Origin of the sequence: Ligilactobacillus pabuli, from assembly GCF_022836475.1 — a bacterium.
Classification (GTDB): domain Bacteria; phylum Bacillota; class Bacilli; order Lactobacillales; family Lactobacillaceae; genus Ligilactobacillus; species Ligilactobacillus pabuli.
In genome coordinates, this window is record NZ_BQXH01000029.1 from 1 (window position 1) to 16049 (window position 16049).

General features: G+C 42.4%; 14 protein-coding genes. 10 read left to right on the forward strand and 4 right to left on the reverse strand.

Translation table 11 applies throughout. From position 1 onward, the window contains the following. The first annotated feature begins 328 nt into the window (after positions 1-328). Genes LPAF129_RS10325 through mgtE form a run of 3 tightly spaced genes read left to right on the forward strand, consistent with a single transcriptional unit; the run spans position 329 to position 3413 of the window. A complete protein-coding gene (locus tag LPAF129_RS10325) occupies positions 329-1138 on the forward strand; it encodes an NAD kinase (RefSeq protein WP_244056909.1) in 810 nt (269 codons plus the stop codon). Further along, a complete protein-coding gene (locus tag LPAF129_RS10330; protein WP_244056911.1) occupies positions 1135-2028 on the forward strand; it encodes an RluA family pseudouridine synthase in 894 nt (297 codons plus the stop codon). The genes LPAF129_RS10325 and LPAF129_RS10330 overlap by 4 nt, the downstream gene beginning before the upstream one ends. 14 nt (positions 2029-2042) lie before the next feature. Next, positions 2043-3413, forward strand: a complete 1371-nt coding sequence (mgtE, locus tag LPAF129_RS10335; protein WP_244056915.1) for a magnesium transporter — start codon at positions 2043-2045, stop codon at positions 3411-3413. 62 nt (positions 3414-3475) lie between these two features. Here mgtE and LPAF129_RS10340 read toward each other — a convergent pair whose 3' ends face one another. Beyond that, positions 3476-4489 (reverse strand): substrate-binding domain-containing protein, encoded by a 1014-nt coding sequence (locus LPAF129_RS10340; protein ID WP_244056918.1) that lies wholly within the window; start codon positions 4487-4489, stop codon positions 3476-3478. 153 nt (positions 4490-4642) lie between these two features. Here LPAF129_RS10340 and LPAF129_RS10345 point away from each other — a divergent pair, with 153 nt between their 5' ends. Continuing rightward, complete coding sequence (locus LPAF129_RS10345) at positions 4643-5809, forward strand: galactokinase (protein WP_244056921.1); 1167 nt, start codon at positions 4643-4645, stop codon at positions 5807-5809. A 66-nt stretch (positions 5810-5875) separates the two neighbouring features. Next, a complete protein-coding gene (gene galT / locus LPAF129_RS10350; RefSeq protein WP_244056925.1) occupies positions 5876-7360 on the forward strand; it encodes a UDP-glucose--hexose-1-phosphate uridylyltransferase in 1485 nt (494 codons plus the stop codon). Positions 7361-7591: 231 nt separating this feature from the next. Here galT and LPAF129_RS10355 read toward each other — a convergent pair whose 3' ends face one another. Continuing rightward, a complete protein-coding gene (locus LPAF129_RS10355) occupies positions 7592-8239 on the reverse strand; it encodes a copper homeostasis protein CutC (protein ID WP_309296511.1) in 648 nt (215 codons plus the stop codon). Between the two features lie 32 nt (positions 8240-8271). Next, positions 8272-9291 carry a lactonase family protein gene (locus LPAF129_RS10360; RefSeq protein ID WP_244056928.1) on the reverse strand — a complete coding sequence of 340 codons (1020 nt, stop codon included), beginning with the start codon at positions 9289-9291 and terminating at the stop codon, positions 8272-8274. A 228-nt stretch (positions 9292-9519) separates the two neighbouring features. Here LPAF129_RS10360 and LPAF129_RS10365 point away from each other — a divergent pair, with 228 nt between their 5' ends. After that, positions 9520-9879 carry a PTS glucitol/sorbitol transporter subunit IIA gene (locus LPAF129_RS10365; protein WP_244056930.1) on the forward strand — a complete coding sequence of 120 codons (360 nt, stop codon included), beginning with the start codon at positions 9520-9522 and terminating at the stop codon, positions 9877-9879. Between the two features lie 65 nt (positions 9880-9944). Here the strand turns inward: LPAF129_RS10365 and LPAF129_RS10370 are convergent, their stop codons facing one another. Further along, entirely contained in the window at positions 9945-10922 is a 978-nt protein-coding gene (locus LPAF129_RS10370; protein ID WP_244056932.1) for a GMP reductase, read from the reverse strand. 258 nt (positions 10923-11180) lie between these two features. Here LPAF129_RS10370 and LPAF129_RS10375 point away from each other — a divergent pair, with 258 nt between their 5' ends. The 4 genes from LPAF129_RS10375 (at position 11181) to LPAF129_RS10390 (ending at position 15878) form a co-directional block, all read left to right on the forward strand. After that, positions 11181-11684, forward strand: a complete 504-nt coding sequence (locus LPAF129_RS10375; protein WP_244056934.1) for a YbaK/EbsC family protein — start codon at positions 11181-11183, stop codon at positions 11682-11684. A 25-nt stretch (positions 11685-11709) separates the two neighbouring features. Beyond that, positions 11710-12573, forward strand: coding sequence for a methyltransferase domain-containing protein (locus LPAF129_RS10380; protein WP_244056935.1), 864 nt, complete (start codon positions 11710-11712; stop codon positions 12571-12573). 261 nt (positions 12574-12834) lie between these two features. Further along, on the forward strand, positions 12835-13347 hold the full coding sequence (locus tag LPAF129_RS10385) for a tRNA (cytidine(34)-2'-O)-methyltransferase (RefSeq protein WP_244056937.1): 513 nt from the start codon (positions 12835-12837) through the stop codon (positions 13345-13347). 242 nt (positions 13348-13589) lie between these two features. Then, the gene (locus LPAF129_RS10390) at positions 13590-15878 is read left to right on the forward strand and encodes a DNA translocase FtsK (protein WP_244056939.1); all 2289 of its coding nucleotides are present in this window, start codon (positions 13590-13592) and stop codon (positions 15876-15878) included. Positions 15879-16049 lie beyond the last annotated feature (171 nt).

Here is a 16049-nt window from a genome sequence, read left to right on the forward strand (position 1 = left end):
TTCGTCAAAATACCTTTGAACTGCCATAATCTTAAAATCAGTTGAATATTTAGTCATAAAAAACACCCCATAATTATTAGATTTTTATGTCTAACAATTATGGGGCACTTCACTTGCAAAAAGATTGCCTAGCTGTTTTAGAAAAATGGGCCCAGATTCAAGTAGGGCGTGAGTTTGCGGTCCTTAATCTAATTTTTTTGAAATTAGCGGGGAAGTTTGGCTAAAATTCAAAAGACTGGGTAACTGTGGTACACTAAATAAGTGAAAAAGACGCAGCCAGATGAGTTGCTCGAGCAATAATACTATAAGTTTACAAAAGAGGGAAGTTATGAAAATCTCGATTTTTGCCAATGACTCTGAGAAATCAGCGGCAATCAAGCAACAATTAAATAAAAAACTAGCTGAACGTCATTTTATTTTTGATGACAAAAATCCTGAAATAGTGATCACTGTTGGGGGAGACGGAACTTTACTATCAGCTTTCCATCATTATGCCGACAAGTTAGACCAGATTCGGTTTGTGGGTGTGCATACTGGTCATTTAGGTTTTTATACTGACTGGCGAGATGACGAAATCGATGATTTAATTATTAGTTTGCAATCTGATAACCGGCAGTCGGTGTCTTATCCATTACTAGACGTGGCGGTTAAATTTCGTCAAACGAATAAAATTCAGCAGTATTTGGCGCTCAATGAATCTTCTTTACGGCGGGTCGGACCAACCTTAGCCGCAGATGTTTATATTGGCGGGGACTTGTTTGAACGTTTTCGGGGCGATGGCTTGTGTGTTGCAACACCAACCGGCTCTACCGGTTATAGCAAGTCTTTGGGCGGCGCAGTTGTTCATCCTGATATGCCAGTCTTACAGTTAGCTGAAATTAGTTCGATCAATAACCGTGTTTTTCGGACGATCAGTTCACCGCTGATCATTAGTCCGAATGACTGGGTGACAATTATCCCAATTGCTTTGGCTCACAGCGAGGAACTGTTGTTGACCGTGGATTCCAGCTATTACCATATGGCTGATATTGAACAAGTGAGTTACAAGGTTTCCAAAAAAAAGGTGCATTTTGCTAAGTACCGTCATAACGGATTTTGGAATCGAGTCAAAGACTCCTTTATTGGAGATGAACCATGAGATTTACGTGGACCTATACAGGGAAGACGCCAATCAAGCTTAAATCGTTTTTAAAGCAGCAGCATGTTTCTAGACGTTTGTTAGCGAAAGTCCGCCATGAGGGCGGTCAGATCCTGGTAGACGGCAAAGAGGGGCGAACGATCGATAAAATCACGACCGGTCAAAGTGTCGCGTTGTTATTACCGCCCGAACACGGCCGGAAAGCAGACCTAGTACCGTCGTATGTGCCGCTTCAAATCATTTACGAGGACCGTGATTTATTAGTGGTGAACAAACCACCGTATTTACCGTCGGTGCCATCAGAGCTATATCCGGGAGATTCTTTAGTTAATCGAGTTTGGGGCTACTATCTAGTTCGCGGCTATTCTGGGATCATTCCCCACATTGTGACGCGGTTGGACCGGGATACGAGCGGGGTGGCGTTATTTGCTAAACATCGCTATGCACATGCTTTATTAGATGTTCAGTTACAAGCGCACCAGTTTGTTAAACAGTATTTGGCAGTAGTGAGCGGACAAATCCCCAGTGGAAAAGCCGTGCATGTCACAAGTCCAATTAAACGGGATGAAACCAGCTTATTCAAGCGAATGACTGCTAGCGATGGGAAAGCAGCAGTAACTGACTTACGTTGTTTGCACAGCTGGTCGGACCATGCTTTGCTGTTAGCGCAGCCGAAAACCGGACGAACACACCAGATCCGGGTACATTGTGCTAGCTTAGGGTGGCCATTATTGGGTGATACGATGTATGGCGGAGTACTAAGTCAGGGAATGGGACGGGAGGCATTACACTGTTACCGGTTAAGTTTTCGCCATCCGCTGACCGCTCAAAGAATGACTTTTCAGGCACCAGTTGCTGCTGATATGCGAAAATTTGTGGATAACATTTAAGAGGAATTGTAAAAATGGCCGATAAACAAATGCAAAATTTAAATAAAAACGAACGTATTGTTCAACTTTTGAGTGATCAAAAAGCCAAACTTTTTCGGCGTGAGTATCTTGATCTGCATATTCATGAGCAGGCTCAACTTTTTTCGGACTTAGATGGCACTTTACGTAGTCGAGTGTATCGCTACTTAAGTGCTGAAGAAGTCGGGGATATGTTTGATGGAATCGAAGAAGAACCTGAAGATGTAGTTAGATACTTTAAGGAAATGCCGGTTTCGTATGCTGCGGCAGTTATCGATGAAATGTATACCGATAACGCGGTCGATATTTTAGCCTATGCTCAAAATAAAGACCTCACTCACTATTTGCTGGCCTTGCCTGCAGAACGGTCGGCTGAGATCCGGGAATTGCTGCATTATGAAGATAAGACAGCTGGGGCCTTGATGACGACTGAATATGTTGATATCTATGCTGACCAAGATATTAGTTCTGCGATTCAAGACATTCGTTCTGAGGCCGCTGATGCCGAATTGATTTATTATGCTTACGTGGTTAGCAGTGATAATGAGTTGATTGGCGTTGTGACTTTACGTGACCTATTGACTAATGCAGAAAATACCGCGATTGCAGATATTATGACTAATCCAGTCATTTCGGTACCTGTTGATGAAGATCAGGCTGAAGTTGCCCAAAAGGTGCGGGATTACAACTTCGTGGCTGTGCCCGTTGTGGACTATGCCAATAAACTGGTCGGAATTATCAACGTTGATGATATTATCGATGTTATTGATGAAGAAAATGCTGGTGAATACTCTGGTTTGGCCGGGGTTGATACCGAAGAAACACCAGAAAATCCATTTCAAGCTTCATTGAAACGCTTGCCCTGGTTACTGATCTTGTTATTGATGGGAATGTCAACGACTTCACTGATCGATCGCTACGAAGCGTTGATCTCACAGGCTAGTATCCTAGCGGTGTTTGTTTCGTTGATCACGGGGACTGCCGGGAATGCGGGGACGCAAAGTTTGGCGGTCGCGATCCGTGGCTTGTCCAATAGTGAAGAAGATCGACGTTCCGGTTTACGGATGTTGGTCAATGAACTATTGACGGGTTTAATTGCCGGTGTCGTGACAGGAAGTGCGATTTTTCTTTTGGTTGGGATCTGGAAGAGTAATTTTGTGTTAGGCTTTGTAATTGGAATTTCGATGGCCACGGCGATCACTGTGGCAACGATTGCAGGAAATGTGATCCCGTTAGTGATGGACAAGATCGGAGTTGATCCAGCGGTCGCTTCTGGACCATTTATTTCAACTTTAAGTGATTTAACCTCAGTTTTGATCTACTTTAATATTGCCCATCAATTTTTAAATTTCTTTGTTAACCATTAAAAAGTAAAAAGCAATTCTCTCAGTTTGTCGGGAGAATTGCTTTTTTTAAGGGGTAATTTTGATTATTTGGTGAGTTTTCGTGAGCTGTCACGCAGGACTAAGCGCACACCATGAGTTACTTTGCGAGCATAGTTTTCTTGCGATGCAACTAGTTGATCCGCTAGTAAATCGACAGCAGTCGCACCCATTTGTGCGGTAGGAACATGGACACTGCTGAGTTTTGGATACACAAATTCAGCTAACGATGAGTCGTTAAAGGCAATGATGCCCATTTGCTCTGGAACTTTGATATTTTGTTCTTGCAGGGCTCGTAAAGCACCGACTGCCAAGGAATCATTAGCCATAAAAAAGGCCTCTGGCAAATCATCTTTTAAGTCAGTTAGGGCTTGTTTCATCATGGCATAACCAGATTCACGGGTAAAATCACCAACATATACGTAGCGGCTCTGGTAATTTTTTTGAGCAGTCAGCAATTTTTTAAAGGCTAAAAAGCGCGGATCTAGGAGGCTTTCTTCTTGGTCAGAAGTATGTTCTTCCCCGGCTAACATTCCGATCTTCGTTAAACCATTCTGCACAAATTGTTCCAACACTGCTGCAACACCATTGGTAAAATCAGGAATGACACAGCTGTAGTTTTGCGCGAGAGTATCACAATCAACGAAAACAATTTGTTCGTTTAAATGTCCCAGTTGAGAAATTTGTTTGGCGGAAAATTTACCGAGGGCCAAGACTCCATCGCAAGCAGCGGCTTGTTTTAAATCGTCAGTTTGAAAGAAACGGGTGACCTTAAAGCCTAGCTGATCAGCCCTTTTTTCAATGCCTTCACGTAAAGAAAAGTAATAAAGATCGTTTAATTCCTGTTGTTCAGTGTACCATTCAATAATTGCTAGAGTTTTTTTAGCAGTAGTTTTAGGCGAGTGAGTCGTACTTTTTTGATAATTTAATTGATGTGCGACCTGAAAGATTCGTTCCTTGGTTGTCGTGGCGACCGACATACTTTGGTCGTGGTTTAAGACCCGCGAAACTGTGGCAGGAGAAACTTCGGCTAACCGTGCGATATCTTTAATTGTTGCCATAAATGTGCACATCCTTTCTTTTTTGAGTATGGTTATATTCTACCACAGTAAAAAATTAAGTAAATAAGTTAGTAAAATATTGAATAATTTACTAAAATAGTTTACAATAAAAATTGTTAAAACGTTTACTTAAAACTCTAGGAGGGTCTATTCATGGACAAACAAACACTAATTACTGAATTTACTAAAATTTATACAACTCAACCAACTGCTGAATATTTCTCACCAGGTCGGATCAACTTGATCGGTGAACATACAGATTATAATGGCGGCCATGTTTTTCCATGTGCGATCTCACTTGGTATCTGGGGTGCTGCCGCTAAACGGGCAGACCGTAAGCTGCGCTTTTACTCTGGCAACTTTCCTGATCTAGGTGTAATCGAAGCTGACCTCGACACACTTGAATTTGTTAAAGATGATTCCTGGTCAAATTACGCTAAAGGGATGATCAAGTTTATTCAAGCTGCTGGACATCAATTGGATGTTGGCTTGGATATTTATATCAACGGTAATATTCCTAATGGCTCTGGTTTGTCATCTTCTGCTGCTTTGGAAATGCTGATCGGGTTGATCGTCGATGATCAATTTGACTTAGGTATCGAACGTTTGGATCTAATTAAATTGGGAATGAAAACAGAAAATGACTTTATTGGTGTCAATTCCGGAATTATGGATCAATTTGCTGTCGGAATGGGTCAAAAAGACCACGCTTTACTCTTAGATACCAATACTTTGGAATACCAAGTGGCACCGATCGATTTAAAAGGTCATGTCATTATCATTATGAACACTAACAAGCGTCGTGAATTAGCTGATTCTAAATATAATGAACGCCGAGCAGAATGTGAAAAAGCCTTGAGCGAATTACAGACCAAACTCGACATCTCATCTTTAGGTGAACTAGATGCCAACACCTTTGACGAATATTCTTATTTGATTGAAGATGGTGACCGTCTCAAACGTGCACGTCACGCTGTCTTAGAAAATGAACGGACACTACGGGCAGAAAAATTATTGCAGGCTGGACAATTGGAAGAATTTGGCCGCTTAGTGAATGCTTCGCATGTTTCATTGGAACATGACTATGAAGTGACTGGAGTAGAACTAGATACGTTGGCTCATACAGCTTGGAAACAACCAGGCGTTTTAGGCGCCCGGATGACTGGTGCAGGTTTTGGTGGTTGTGCGATTGCTTTAGTTGCTAAAGACCAAGTAGAAGCTTTTGAAAAAGAGGTTGGGGCACAGTACACAGAAAAAATCGGCTACGCACCATCATTTTATGAAGCAGAAATTGCTGATGGGACTAAGGTCTTAGCCTAGTAGGCAATAGTCGTTTCGCGGCGAGAGAATTTGAAGTAGAGAATTTAAAATAGTGGGTGAAAGAAAATGTCTGAAACAAACTTGGTGACCGCCTTTGTCCAAGCAGTCATTTCAAATAGTGATTATACAACGGAAGATCAGATTTATTTACGGAATTATGTTCTACGTTTGGTGGGGGATGAGGCTTTAGCGGCCCAGACTGAGCAAACAAACTTAGTGGATTTAAAAGACGACTTGGTGAAACAGGCGCAAGCAAACGAGCGTTGTGGTGAAACACATGATGAACAAGATATGTTAGGCGCCCAGTTGATGGAACTGATCGTGCCGCGTCCTAGTCAAGTTAACCAAAAATTCTGGGATACTTATCAACATGATAGTCCGGAACAGGCAATTGCTGATTTCTACGCATTGAGCCAGAAAAGTGATTATATCAAGACACGGTCAATTGCTAAAAATATCTATTTTCCGGCTCAAACCGAATATGGTGACCTGGAAATCACGATCAACCTTTCAAAACCGGAAAAGGATCCGAAGCAAATTGCTTTAGCTAAAAAGCAAAAAGCGACTGGTTATCCATTATGCCAGCTTTGTTTGGAAAATGAAGGCTACTTAGGCCGCATTGGTTATCCGGCTCGGAGTAATCATCGGGTAGTTCGTTTCAATATTGATCAGGAACAGTGGGGCTTTCAGTACTCACCATATGCTTACTTTAGTGAACACTGTATCTTTTTAGATACTAAACACCATGAAATGCAGATCAACCAAGAAACTTTTGGGCGCTTACTAAGTATCATCGAACAATTTCCAGGCTATTTTGTCGGGAGTAATGCCGATTTGCCAATCGTGGGCGGCTCGATTTTAACGCATGAACATTATCAGGGTGGGCGACATGTTTTCGCGATGGAGCAAGCTCCAATTGAAACCGCCTTGCATTTTGCCGATTATCCTGAAATTCAGGCTGGAATCGTGAAGTGGCCAATGTCTGTCATTCGCTTACAAGGCGGTTCTAAAGAACAATTAACACAATTAGCTACTAAGATTTTGAAGAAATGGCGTGCATATAGTGATGAAAGCGTGGATGTGCGGGCGCAAACTGCTGGTGAACCGCATCATACGATCACACCGATCGCACGTCAACGTGCAGATCAATTAGAACTGGATTTGGTCTTGCGTGATAACCAAACTTCTGAGCAATTCCCAGATGGTATTTTTCATCCCCACCAAGACGTGCAACACATCAAGCAAGAAAATATCGGCTTGATCGAGGTCATGGGGTTGGCGATCCTACCACCGCGGTTGAAAGAAGAATTGAACGAAGTCAGCAAGTTCTTATTAGACCAGCCCAATGAAATTGCGGCTTACCATTTACCATGGACGCAAGCAATTAAGGCTGCACACCAAGACTTAACAGCAGAAAATGTGATGGACGTCTTACAAAAAGAAGTCGGTAAAGTTTTTGCTCGAGTATTGGAAGATGCTGGAGTCTTTAAACGTGATGCAAGTGGACAGGCAGCCTTTCTCCGTTTTGTCAAAGCTGTTGGAGTTGAATAAAATAACACAGAACGAAATGAAACGGGAGAAAGCGAGTACTAGCAGGGTCGAGTCTTTAAGGCGTGCTTGGCATTGAAGGCTAGACGGAACTTTCTGTTTCATGGAGCTCAACTACAAACACAGGGCGAAACAAGTTGATTATGGCTTGAGCAGCCCGACAACAAAAAGAACCCTTCACCAACTTAGCAAAAAGCTAGTTAGTGAAGGGCTTGTTTTTGTATATAAAAACTTTTATTCAGCAGTTAAGTCAACGATTTTTGAACCGTGAACCTGAGAAACTCCCAGGTCTGTGGCGATGGCTTCTGCGTTTGCGGCAGTAATTCCACCACCAGGTAAGATACTGATGCGGCCAGCGGCGTAGGCCACTAATTCTTTGAGGTGCGCGCTGGTTTGGTCGATGGACGTGGATAGTGGGCCGCCGTGGGTCAAGATCCGTTCGAAGCCTGTATTCACAGCCCAGTCGATAGCTTGTTTTTGCTGGTCAAAGTTCATTTCATCAAATGCCATATGCAAGACCAGCTGCATTCCCCCGGCAGCAGCACTTAACTGTTCCATGACTTCTAAGTCTAAATCATTGTCAGGAGTTAAGGCGCCAAAGGAAATTCCGTCCGCTCCAAGTGCTTGAGCTTCGAAAATATCAGCTTCCATAATTTTAATTTCAGTGTCTGTGTAAACATAGTTGCCCGAGCGTGGACGGATCAAGACGATCAGCGGCACTTTGTTTTCGTGACAATATTTAGCAGCTTCTGCAATAACACCTTTACTAGGGGTCGTACCGCCAACTGCCAAATTATCACAGAGTTCGATCCGATTGGCACCGTGGTGGATCGCTTGAGGAAGGTCAGTAAAGTTTTCCAGACATGCTTCTTTTAATAACAAAAATTTCATCTCCAAATTAATTAATGAATGTGCTAGTCAGCAAAACAAACGCAGACGCCTTCAGGAACTGGGACGTCTTTTTGGAGACATGTTAACTCCCCAGTCGTTTGGTTGCGACTATACAAAGTGACGTTATCTGTATTTTGATTAGCACAGACGACAAATTTTTCAGTGGCATCCAGGGCAAAATCACGTGGGAAGTCGCCAGCTGTCGAAATTTGTTGGACTAGTTTTAATTGGTGGTCAGTTTGCACTGCAAAAACAGCCAGTGAATTGTAGCCGCGGTTAGACACATAGACAAACTTGCCATCGCTAGACATTTTGATAGCGGCTGCACCATTATGATCAGTCCAGTCAGCCGGAATCGTTGGCAAGGTTTGCAGCAAGGTCAAACTACCATTAGCTGCATCGTATTGCAGGGTGCTGATTTGGCTGGATAATTCCCCAGCCAGGTAGGCGTACTGTCCATTTGGTGCAAAAACTAAGTGACGGGGGCCATAGCCGGCTGGCATTTCCAAAACGCTGACTTGGCTTAAAGTTCCTTCATCAGAGACATCATAGACATAAATCCGGTCACTGCCCAGATCAACGGCTGCTAAGCGGTCGTCAGGAGTAAGGTCAGTGTAGTGGACGTGGGCACTATCTTGTTCTTCTCTTGGACCATTTCCAGTGACCACGACACTGTCTGTTTGCGTGAGTGTTTGATCGGCATTGATTTGGTAAACAATGATCTCGCCTTTATGGTAGTTAGCGGAATAAACTAATTGTCTGGCTTCGTCCACACCGATATAACAAGGACTAGCACCTTGGTGTAAGACAGCGTTGTTGACCGTGAAGTCAGTCGTTGAGTAAGAACTCAAACCGCCTTGGTCCTCTTTAGCAGTGACTGCTAATAAACTGCCCGCCTTGGTCAAGCGCAGGTAAGTGGGCCCACCAATTTTAATGGCAGGGGTTGGTTGACTAAGCGTTTGTTTGTCAGTATCTAAAATTGCTTGATAGACACCTTGACTGCTTTTACGAGTATAAGTTCCAAAAAAGATTTTTTCTTGCATAATTTTGCTGACACTCCTTTCAAAACGTTCACCTCCAAGTATAGCATGCTCTGACTGCTCCGTCTTGAATTGTACTATGCTTTTTGATGAAAAGTCTCGCGCTATTCGAACACAGTGACAAAGTTACTCGTAGTATTAGACGAGGAAACTAGACAGAAAAGGGCGGAATTTCTAAAGCAATATGCTAGAATAGAAGATAATAATCATTTTAAGAAAGAGGTTAACAGGATGCTTAAAACTAAGGTTACGTCAATTGGAAAAGATGCCGGGTCTAAAGAAGACGGGTTGATCATCTTATTTAATGAAACTGCTTCGGACAAATTACGGGATGTTTCAGTGATTCACGAACAGCTGCCTGATTTTGAGCAGAAGTTTGATTTGCAAGTTGGTTCATTGGTTGCTTTTGACCAGCAGCTCTTTACAGTCACATACATTGGTGAACTAGTGGAGAGCAATTTAATGTCGATCGGACACACAATTTTTGATTTCCATGATGTTCCGGCTAAACCGCGGGCCAATGCAATCTATTTGAAGCCAGCAGGTGAACCGGATGTTTCCGTGGGAACTGTGATCACTTTTGGAGCATAAAAGCGTAAAAAAAGTCTGTGCCACTAGTAATTAGTGAAACAGACTTTTTTGTGACTCTGAATTTTTTAGAGTGAGTCACCATTCATAATTGAATTTTTAACGATCACATAGTCAACTTTACGGAGGGCAGCAAGTGAGCGGCCACCGGCATACGAAATGGAAGATTGAAGATCTTCTTGCATTTCACGCAAGGTTTCTGAGATACTGCCACGGTATGGCACTAGTAATTTCTTACCTTCGACGTTTTTATATTCGCCTTTTTGATACTGCGAAGCTGAGCCGTAGTAGGTTTTAAACTTTTGGCCGTCTTCTTCGACAATTTCACCAGGAGTTTCGGTGTGACCGGCAAAAAGTGAACCAATCATCACCATGGAAGCACCGAAACGAATTGACTTAGCGATGTCACCGTTATTCCGGATCCCACCGTCAGCGATAATTGGCTTGCTGGCAGCTTTCGCACATAAGCGAACGGCCGCCAACTGCCAACCACCAGTCCCAAAGCCGGTTTTTAGCTTGGTAATGCAGGCTTTTCCTGGTCCGATCCCTACTTTAGTAGCGTCGGCACCGGCATTTTCAAGTTCACGGACACCTTCAGGAGTACCAACGTTTCCGGCAATCACGAAGACGCCTGGCAGATTCTTTTTAATATAACGGATCATATTGATCACTGAGTCGGCGTGGCCGTGGGCGATATCGATCGTGATATATTCAGGAATAAAATCTTCGGCACTTAACTTATCGATCAGTTCATATTCTTCGGGTTTGACACCGACAGAAATCGACGCGAAAAGTCCTTGATCGTGCATTTTTTTAACAAATTCATGGCGGTTATCTTTATCAAAACGGTGCATAATATAGAAATAACCGTTTTGTGCTAACCAAATTGCTAAATTTTCATCAATAATCGTGGCCATGTTAGCAGGAACCACTGGAATTTTAAAAGTCATTGGTCCAAATTTAATGGTCGTATCCGCTTCGGATCGACTGTTAATAATGCATTTATTAGGAACAAGTTGGATGTCTTCGTAATCAAAAACTGACATATTTACCCCTCACATTCTGAATTGTGGTTAGTTTAGTTAATCATTCGTTGTTAATCCTTGATTCTTTCCACAAACAGATAAATCATACCGTGTTTTGCTGATAAAGTCAAATTTAAAGAAAATAATATGTTAGTAATGTTCGGCTTTTACTAGGAAACATCAACGTGATGCAGGCTGGCCGGGTTAATTTGCCTAAAGGGTGGTTGAAAAGTTGGGTAATTATAATAGAATAGGAGAGACAGGAAGTAGGAGAGCAGAATGGCAAAAAAGAAAAAACAACCTAAAAAGACGAATGAAGAACGAATTTTAGATGAAAATGAAATTCCGTACACTGAAATGGAATTTAACTGGCTAGCGGGTAAAGAAGCAGCTTTAAAAGAGGTCCAAGCTGCCGGTTTGAAAGAAGAAAGTATTTTAAAAACTATCGTCTGTCTTGGCAGCGATGGTCCGAAGGATTATTTAGTGGTTTGTTTACCAATCGTTGGTGAGATCAATTTAAAGATGGTTGCCCGTGAATTAGGCAAAAAACAGATCCATTTAGCGGACAATAAAAAACTGATCAATATCACCGGTTACATTCATGGAGCCAATACACCAATTGGAATTCATGCTTTTAAAGGTTTCCCCATTTATTTTGACCAAAGTATTCAAGATTTTCCGGAAGTTTGTGTGTCAGCGGGCAAGGTTGGCCGGTCAGTTCGGGTGAAACTTAAGCAGTTAGTGGAACTAGTCGATGGACAATTTATTGCTGTGGCTGAGTGAGTTTGCGGCAAAATTAGGAGAGAATATGAAAAAAATTGAAAAAGGGGCCCAGTTTTTACGTGAACATTTAGAGCTATTTAAGTGTCCGGTTTGTGACAGCCCATTTACTAAAGTCGAAAGGTTCCAACTGGTTTGTCAAGCAAATCACAGCTTTGATCTATCTAAAAAGGGAACATTATTTTTGATCACACACAAAATTAAGAGTGAATATGATAGTGACAGTATGTGGCAAGCGCGGCGGCGGATGCTAACTTTAGGCTTGTTTGATTCGATTGTTGACGCCATTGTTGCAGCCATGCCCGCTGAGAAAGACTTAAATATTTTGGATATTGGGTCTGGGGAAGGGACTCCGCCGGCTAAATTGCGGGAAAAACGTCCCACCCGACAAGATACCATGGTGGGGATCGATATTTCAAAAAATGCTGTTAATTTGGCGACTTCTTACCCCAATGAGAACTTTTTTTGTGTGGCGGATCTAGCAGCTTTACCATTTGCGGAGAATTCTTTTGATGCCTTGACTGATATTTTTTCACCCGCCGCTTATCACGAATTTAAACGGGTGTTGCGGCCGGGTGGAATGATTTATAAGATCATTCCTAATAGCGGATATTTAAAAGAATTACGTCAGCTCTTGTACCCACAAGAAAGTGTCCATGCCAGCTATGATAATTCAGCGGTTTTGAACTTATTTGCGAAAAACTTTCCTAATTATCACCAACAAGAGATCCAATATCAATTTAATTTTCCTGCAGAAGACTTTGCTTCTTTATTAGAAATGACACCTTTAAACTGGGGAGCTTCGACGGAAATCAAACAAGCTGCTTTGGCACGACCATTAGAACAAATTAGTGTCGATGTTTCATTATTAACAGCAGTCAATGACAAATAGTTGTTGACAACCTTTTTTTGTAAAAGGGGTTGCAAGCCCAGTGTATCAATGTTACAGTGGGTTTAGGGAATGACGTCGTAAGTTGAAGGGCTAAGTCGCTGCGGTTTACGAGCTTATTTCATTAACGCAGCCGGTCGCAGTGTAGAAACCGAACGGCTGCGCTTTTTGTGTCAAACAAGCGATAATTTTAAGCGAAGTAAAGTTAATTTTTAATATTCTTGGGTCAGTTTCTGTGACCTAAGTCAAAGGAAGGAATTCAACGTGACTAATCATATTGCATTATTTGAACCTTTAATGCCTGCCAATACAGGTAATATTGCACGAACTTGTGCAGGAACTAATACGGAATTGCATCTGATCGAACCCTTGGGATTTTCGACGGATGATAAATATTTAAAACGAGCAGGTCTTGATTATTGGGACAGTGTCAAAATTACTTATCATAAAAATTTAGTAGATTTTATTGAGAGTATTCCTGATCTCGATTACCTCTACCTAGTTTCCAAGTTTGCCACCCATGCTTATACAGAAGTGGATTATTCAGATACTAGCAAGGACCACTATTTTTTGTTAGGTAAGGAAACTACGGGGCTCCCTGAACCATTTATGCGTCAGTACCCTGAAAAATGTATCCGGATCCCACAAAATGATGAGCATATTCGTGCTTTGAATCTATCTAATTCGGCTGCCATTATCATTTATGAAGCAGTCCGGCAGCAAGGCTTTCCACAGCTGGAAACTACTCATTTGTATGACAATGATAAATTAAAATAAGCTTGATGAGGTTGTTTGTTGTTCCATGGCAAACGCCTTTTTTATCTGGTTGGAAAAGAAAGTAATGGCGACCTTTTACAGACGCACAAGTGTTCTATTCCAAAAATTATGCTATACTGTAAGACAGGAAAAAGATCAGGAGCGGGCGCTTTTTTGCACCTGTCCTGGTAGAAAGGATTTTCGCAGTGGCTAAAAGAAAAAAACAGACGCGCCGTAAACAAACAAAGAAACAGCAACAACAAATGACCACACGGATCTCCGGTTTGATATTATTGGTCTTGAGTTTGACTGGCTGCTTTCATTTAGGGAACTTGGGGATGCTGCTTGCAAACTGTTTCCGGCTCTTTTTAGGTGACGCTTATCAAATTGGGACACTGTTAGTGGCTGGTTTGGGATTATATTTATTAACGACAGCTAAAGAACTGCGCTTAAAAACGCGCTATTTAGTGGGAAGCAGTTTAGTTTTAGCTGGGCTAATTTTATTTTTAAGCACTTATTTGTTTGGCCGCTTAGATTTACATACAGATTTTGTGACAGTTACTTGGCAGTATTTAAAAGCCGATATTGTCGCTAACAGTGTGGGAAACGCTGTGGGAGGCGGCTTGTTAGGAGCTGGCCTGTATCAGTTGACCTATTTTTTATTGGCACAAATTGGCAGTTACGTTTGCGCCGTTTTGCTGGTGTTGTTGGGTGGTTGTGCCTTGTTTAAGATCTCCTTTGGACAAGTGGTTGATCTGTTAGGGATGATCTTATACCAAGTAGTCCATTTTTTGAAAAAAATCTGGCTCTGGTTGGTGGACCTTGGTTCAGCTAGTTTACCGTGGTTGAAAAAACAACGAGCAAAGATCCAGACTAAGTTGAAACAAGATTACTTTACCGAGGGGCAAGCACCTGAATCTCAAGATACTCTGCCACAAGAACCAGAAGCTCAGGTCAAGTCATCAGTGCCAAATCAGGAACAAACTACGATTGAAAATGATATTAATACTGAAAAACATTTACCGCGCGCACATGGTGATGCCACAGACCCAGCTTTATGGAATGAGCGCCAAGAAACAGCCGAAACGCCCAAACGAGATGCTAAACCGCATCAAGTCCCATTGACTAATCCGGATTATGAATTGCCGGCGCCTAGTTTGCTGCAGGATGTCGCACCTACTGATCAAAGTGCTGAGAAAAAGGCTCTACGCCGGAACCAGGATGTTTTGAAGCAAACTTTAGAAAGCTTTGGAGTCGATGTCGAGTTGAAAAACACGATTTTGGGTCCTTCAGTCACTAAGTATGAATTACACCCGGCAATCGGAGTTAAAGTTTCAAAAATTGTGAACTTGTCAGACGACCTAGCGTTAGCCTTGGCTGCGAAGGATATTCGGATCGAGGCGCCGATCCCGGGTAAATCATTGATTGGGATCGAAGTACCTAATCAACAGGTGGCAACAATTTCGTTTAAAGATGTCATCAGTGCAATGAAGCCTGATCCGAACAAACCATTAGAGGTCCCACTTGGTCGCGATGTTTCTGGTAATTTGATCACGGCTGATTTATCCAAGATGCCGCATTTGCTGATTGCCGGCTCGACTGGGAGTGGGAAGTCAGTCGCAATCAACGGGATCATTACGAGTTTGTTAATGAATGACACGCCAGATCAAGTCAAGATGATGTTAGTCGACCCTAAAAAAGTTGAACTCGGAGTTTATAATGATATTCCGCATTTATTGACACCGGTCGTGACGGACCCTAAAAAAGCGGCACGAGCTTTGCATAAGCTGGTCGCTGAAATGGAACGCCGTTATGAGTTGTTTGCCAATACTGGTCAAAGAAATATTAATGGTTATAATCAGATGGTCAAACGGCAGAATCAGGCACAAAAAACGGCGGAGCCCACGTTACCGTATATTGTGGCGATCGTCGATGAATTGTCTGATTTGATGATGGTTGCGTCGAATGAAGTTGAAGATGCAATCATTCGTTTAGCTCAAATGGCACGGGCGGCCGGGATTCACATGATTTTGGCCACGCAACGTCCTTCCGTCGATGTTATTACGGGTTTGATCAAAGCCAATGTGCCATCACGGATGGCCTTTGCAGTTTCTTCTGGGACTGATTCGCGGACGATCATCGACTCGTCTGGAGCAGAAAAGTTATTGGGTCGTGGAGATATGTTGTTCTTGCCAATGGGCATGAATAAGCCGGTTCGAGTTCAAGGCGCCTTTATTTCTGACCAAGATGTCGAAAATGTGGTTGATTTTGTGAAGAGCCAGCAAGAAGCAGCTTATGATTCATCGATGGAAGTTTCTGATGAAGAGGCAGCTGGCGACGGTAGCGATGATGAAGAAGATGAATTGTTTAGTGATGCAGTTGATTTTATTACGCGGGAACAAAAATGCAGCATTTCACTGTTACAGCGGAAGTTTAAAATTGGCTACAACCGTGCTGCGAGAATCGTCGACCGGATGGCAGAAAAGGGCTTAGTTGGTCCGCAAGAAGGTAGCAAACCGCGCCAAGTTTACCTGAAAAAAGAAGCAGAGTAATTACTACTGTAATGCAGCTGAATATCGTCTATTCCTGAGGAGGAATGGGCGATATTTTTGGGTCTAAACTTTTTAGTGTTGATGAGTTGATCATCAGCACTTTTTTTCTACGCAAAAAGGACATCATTTGTCCTCGTGTGCTACGATTAAAGTGTCTAATTAAAATCAAAG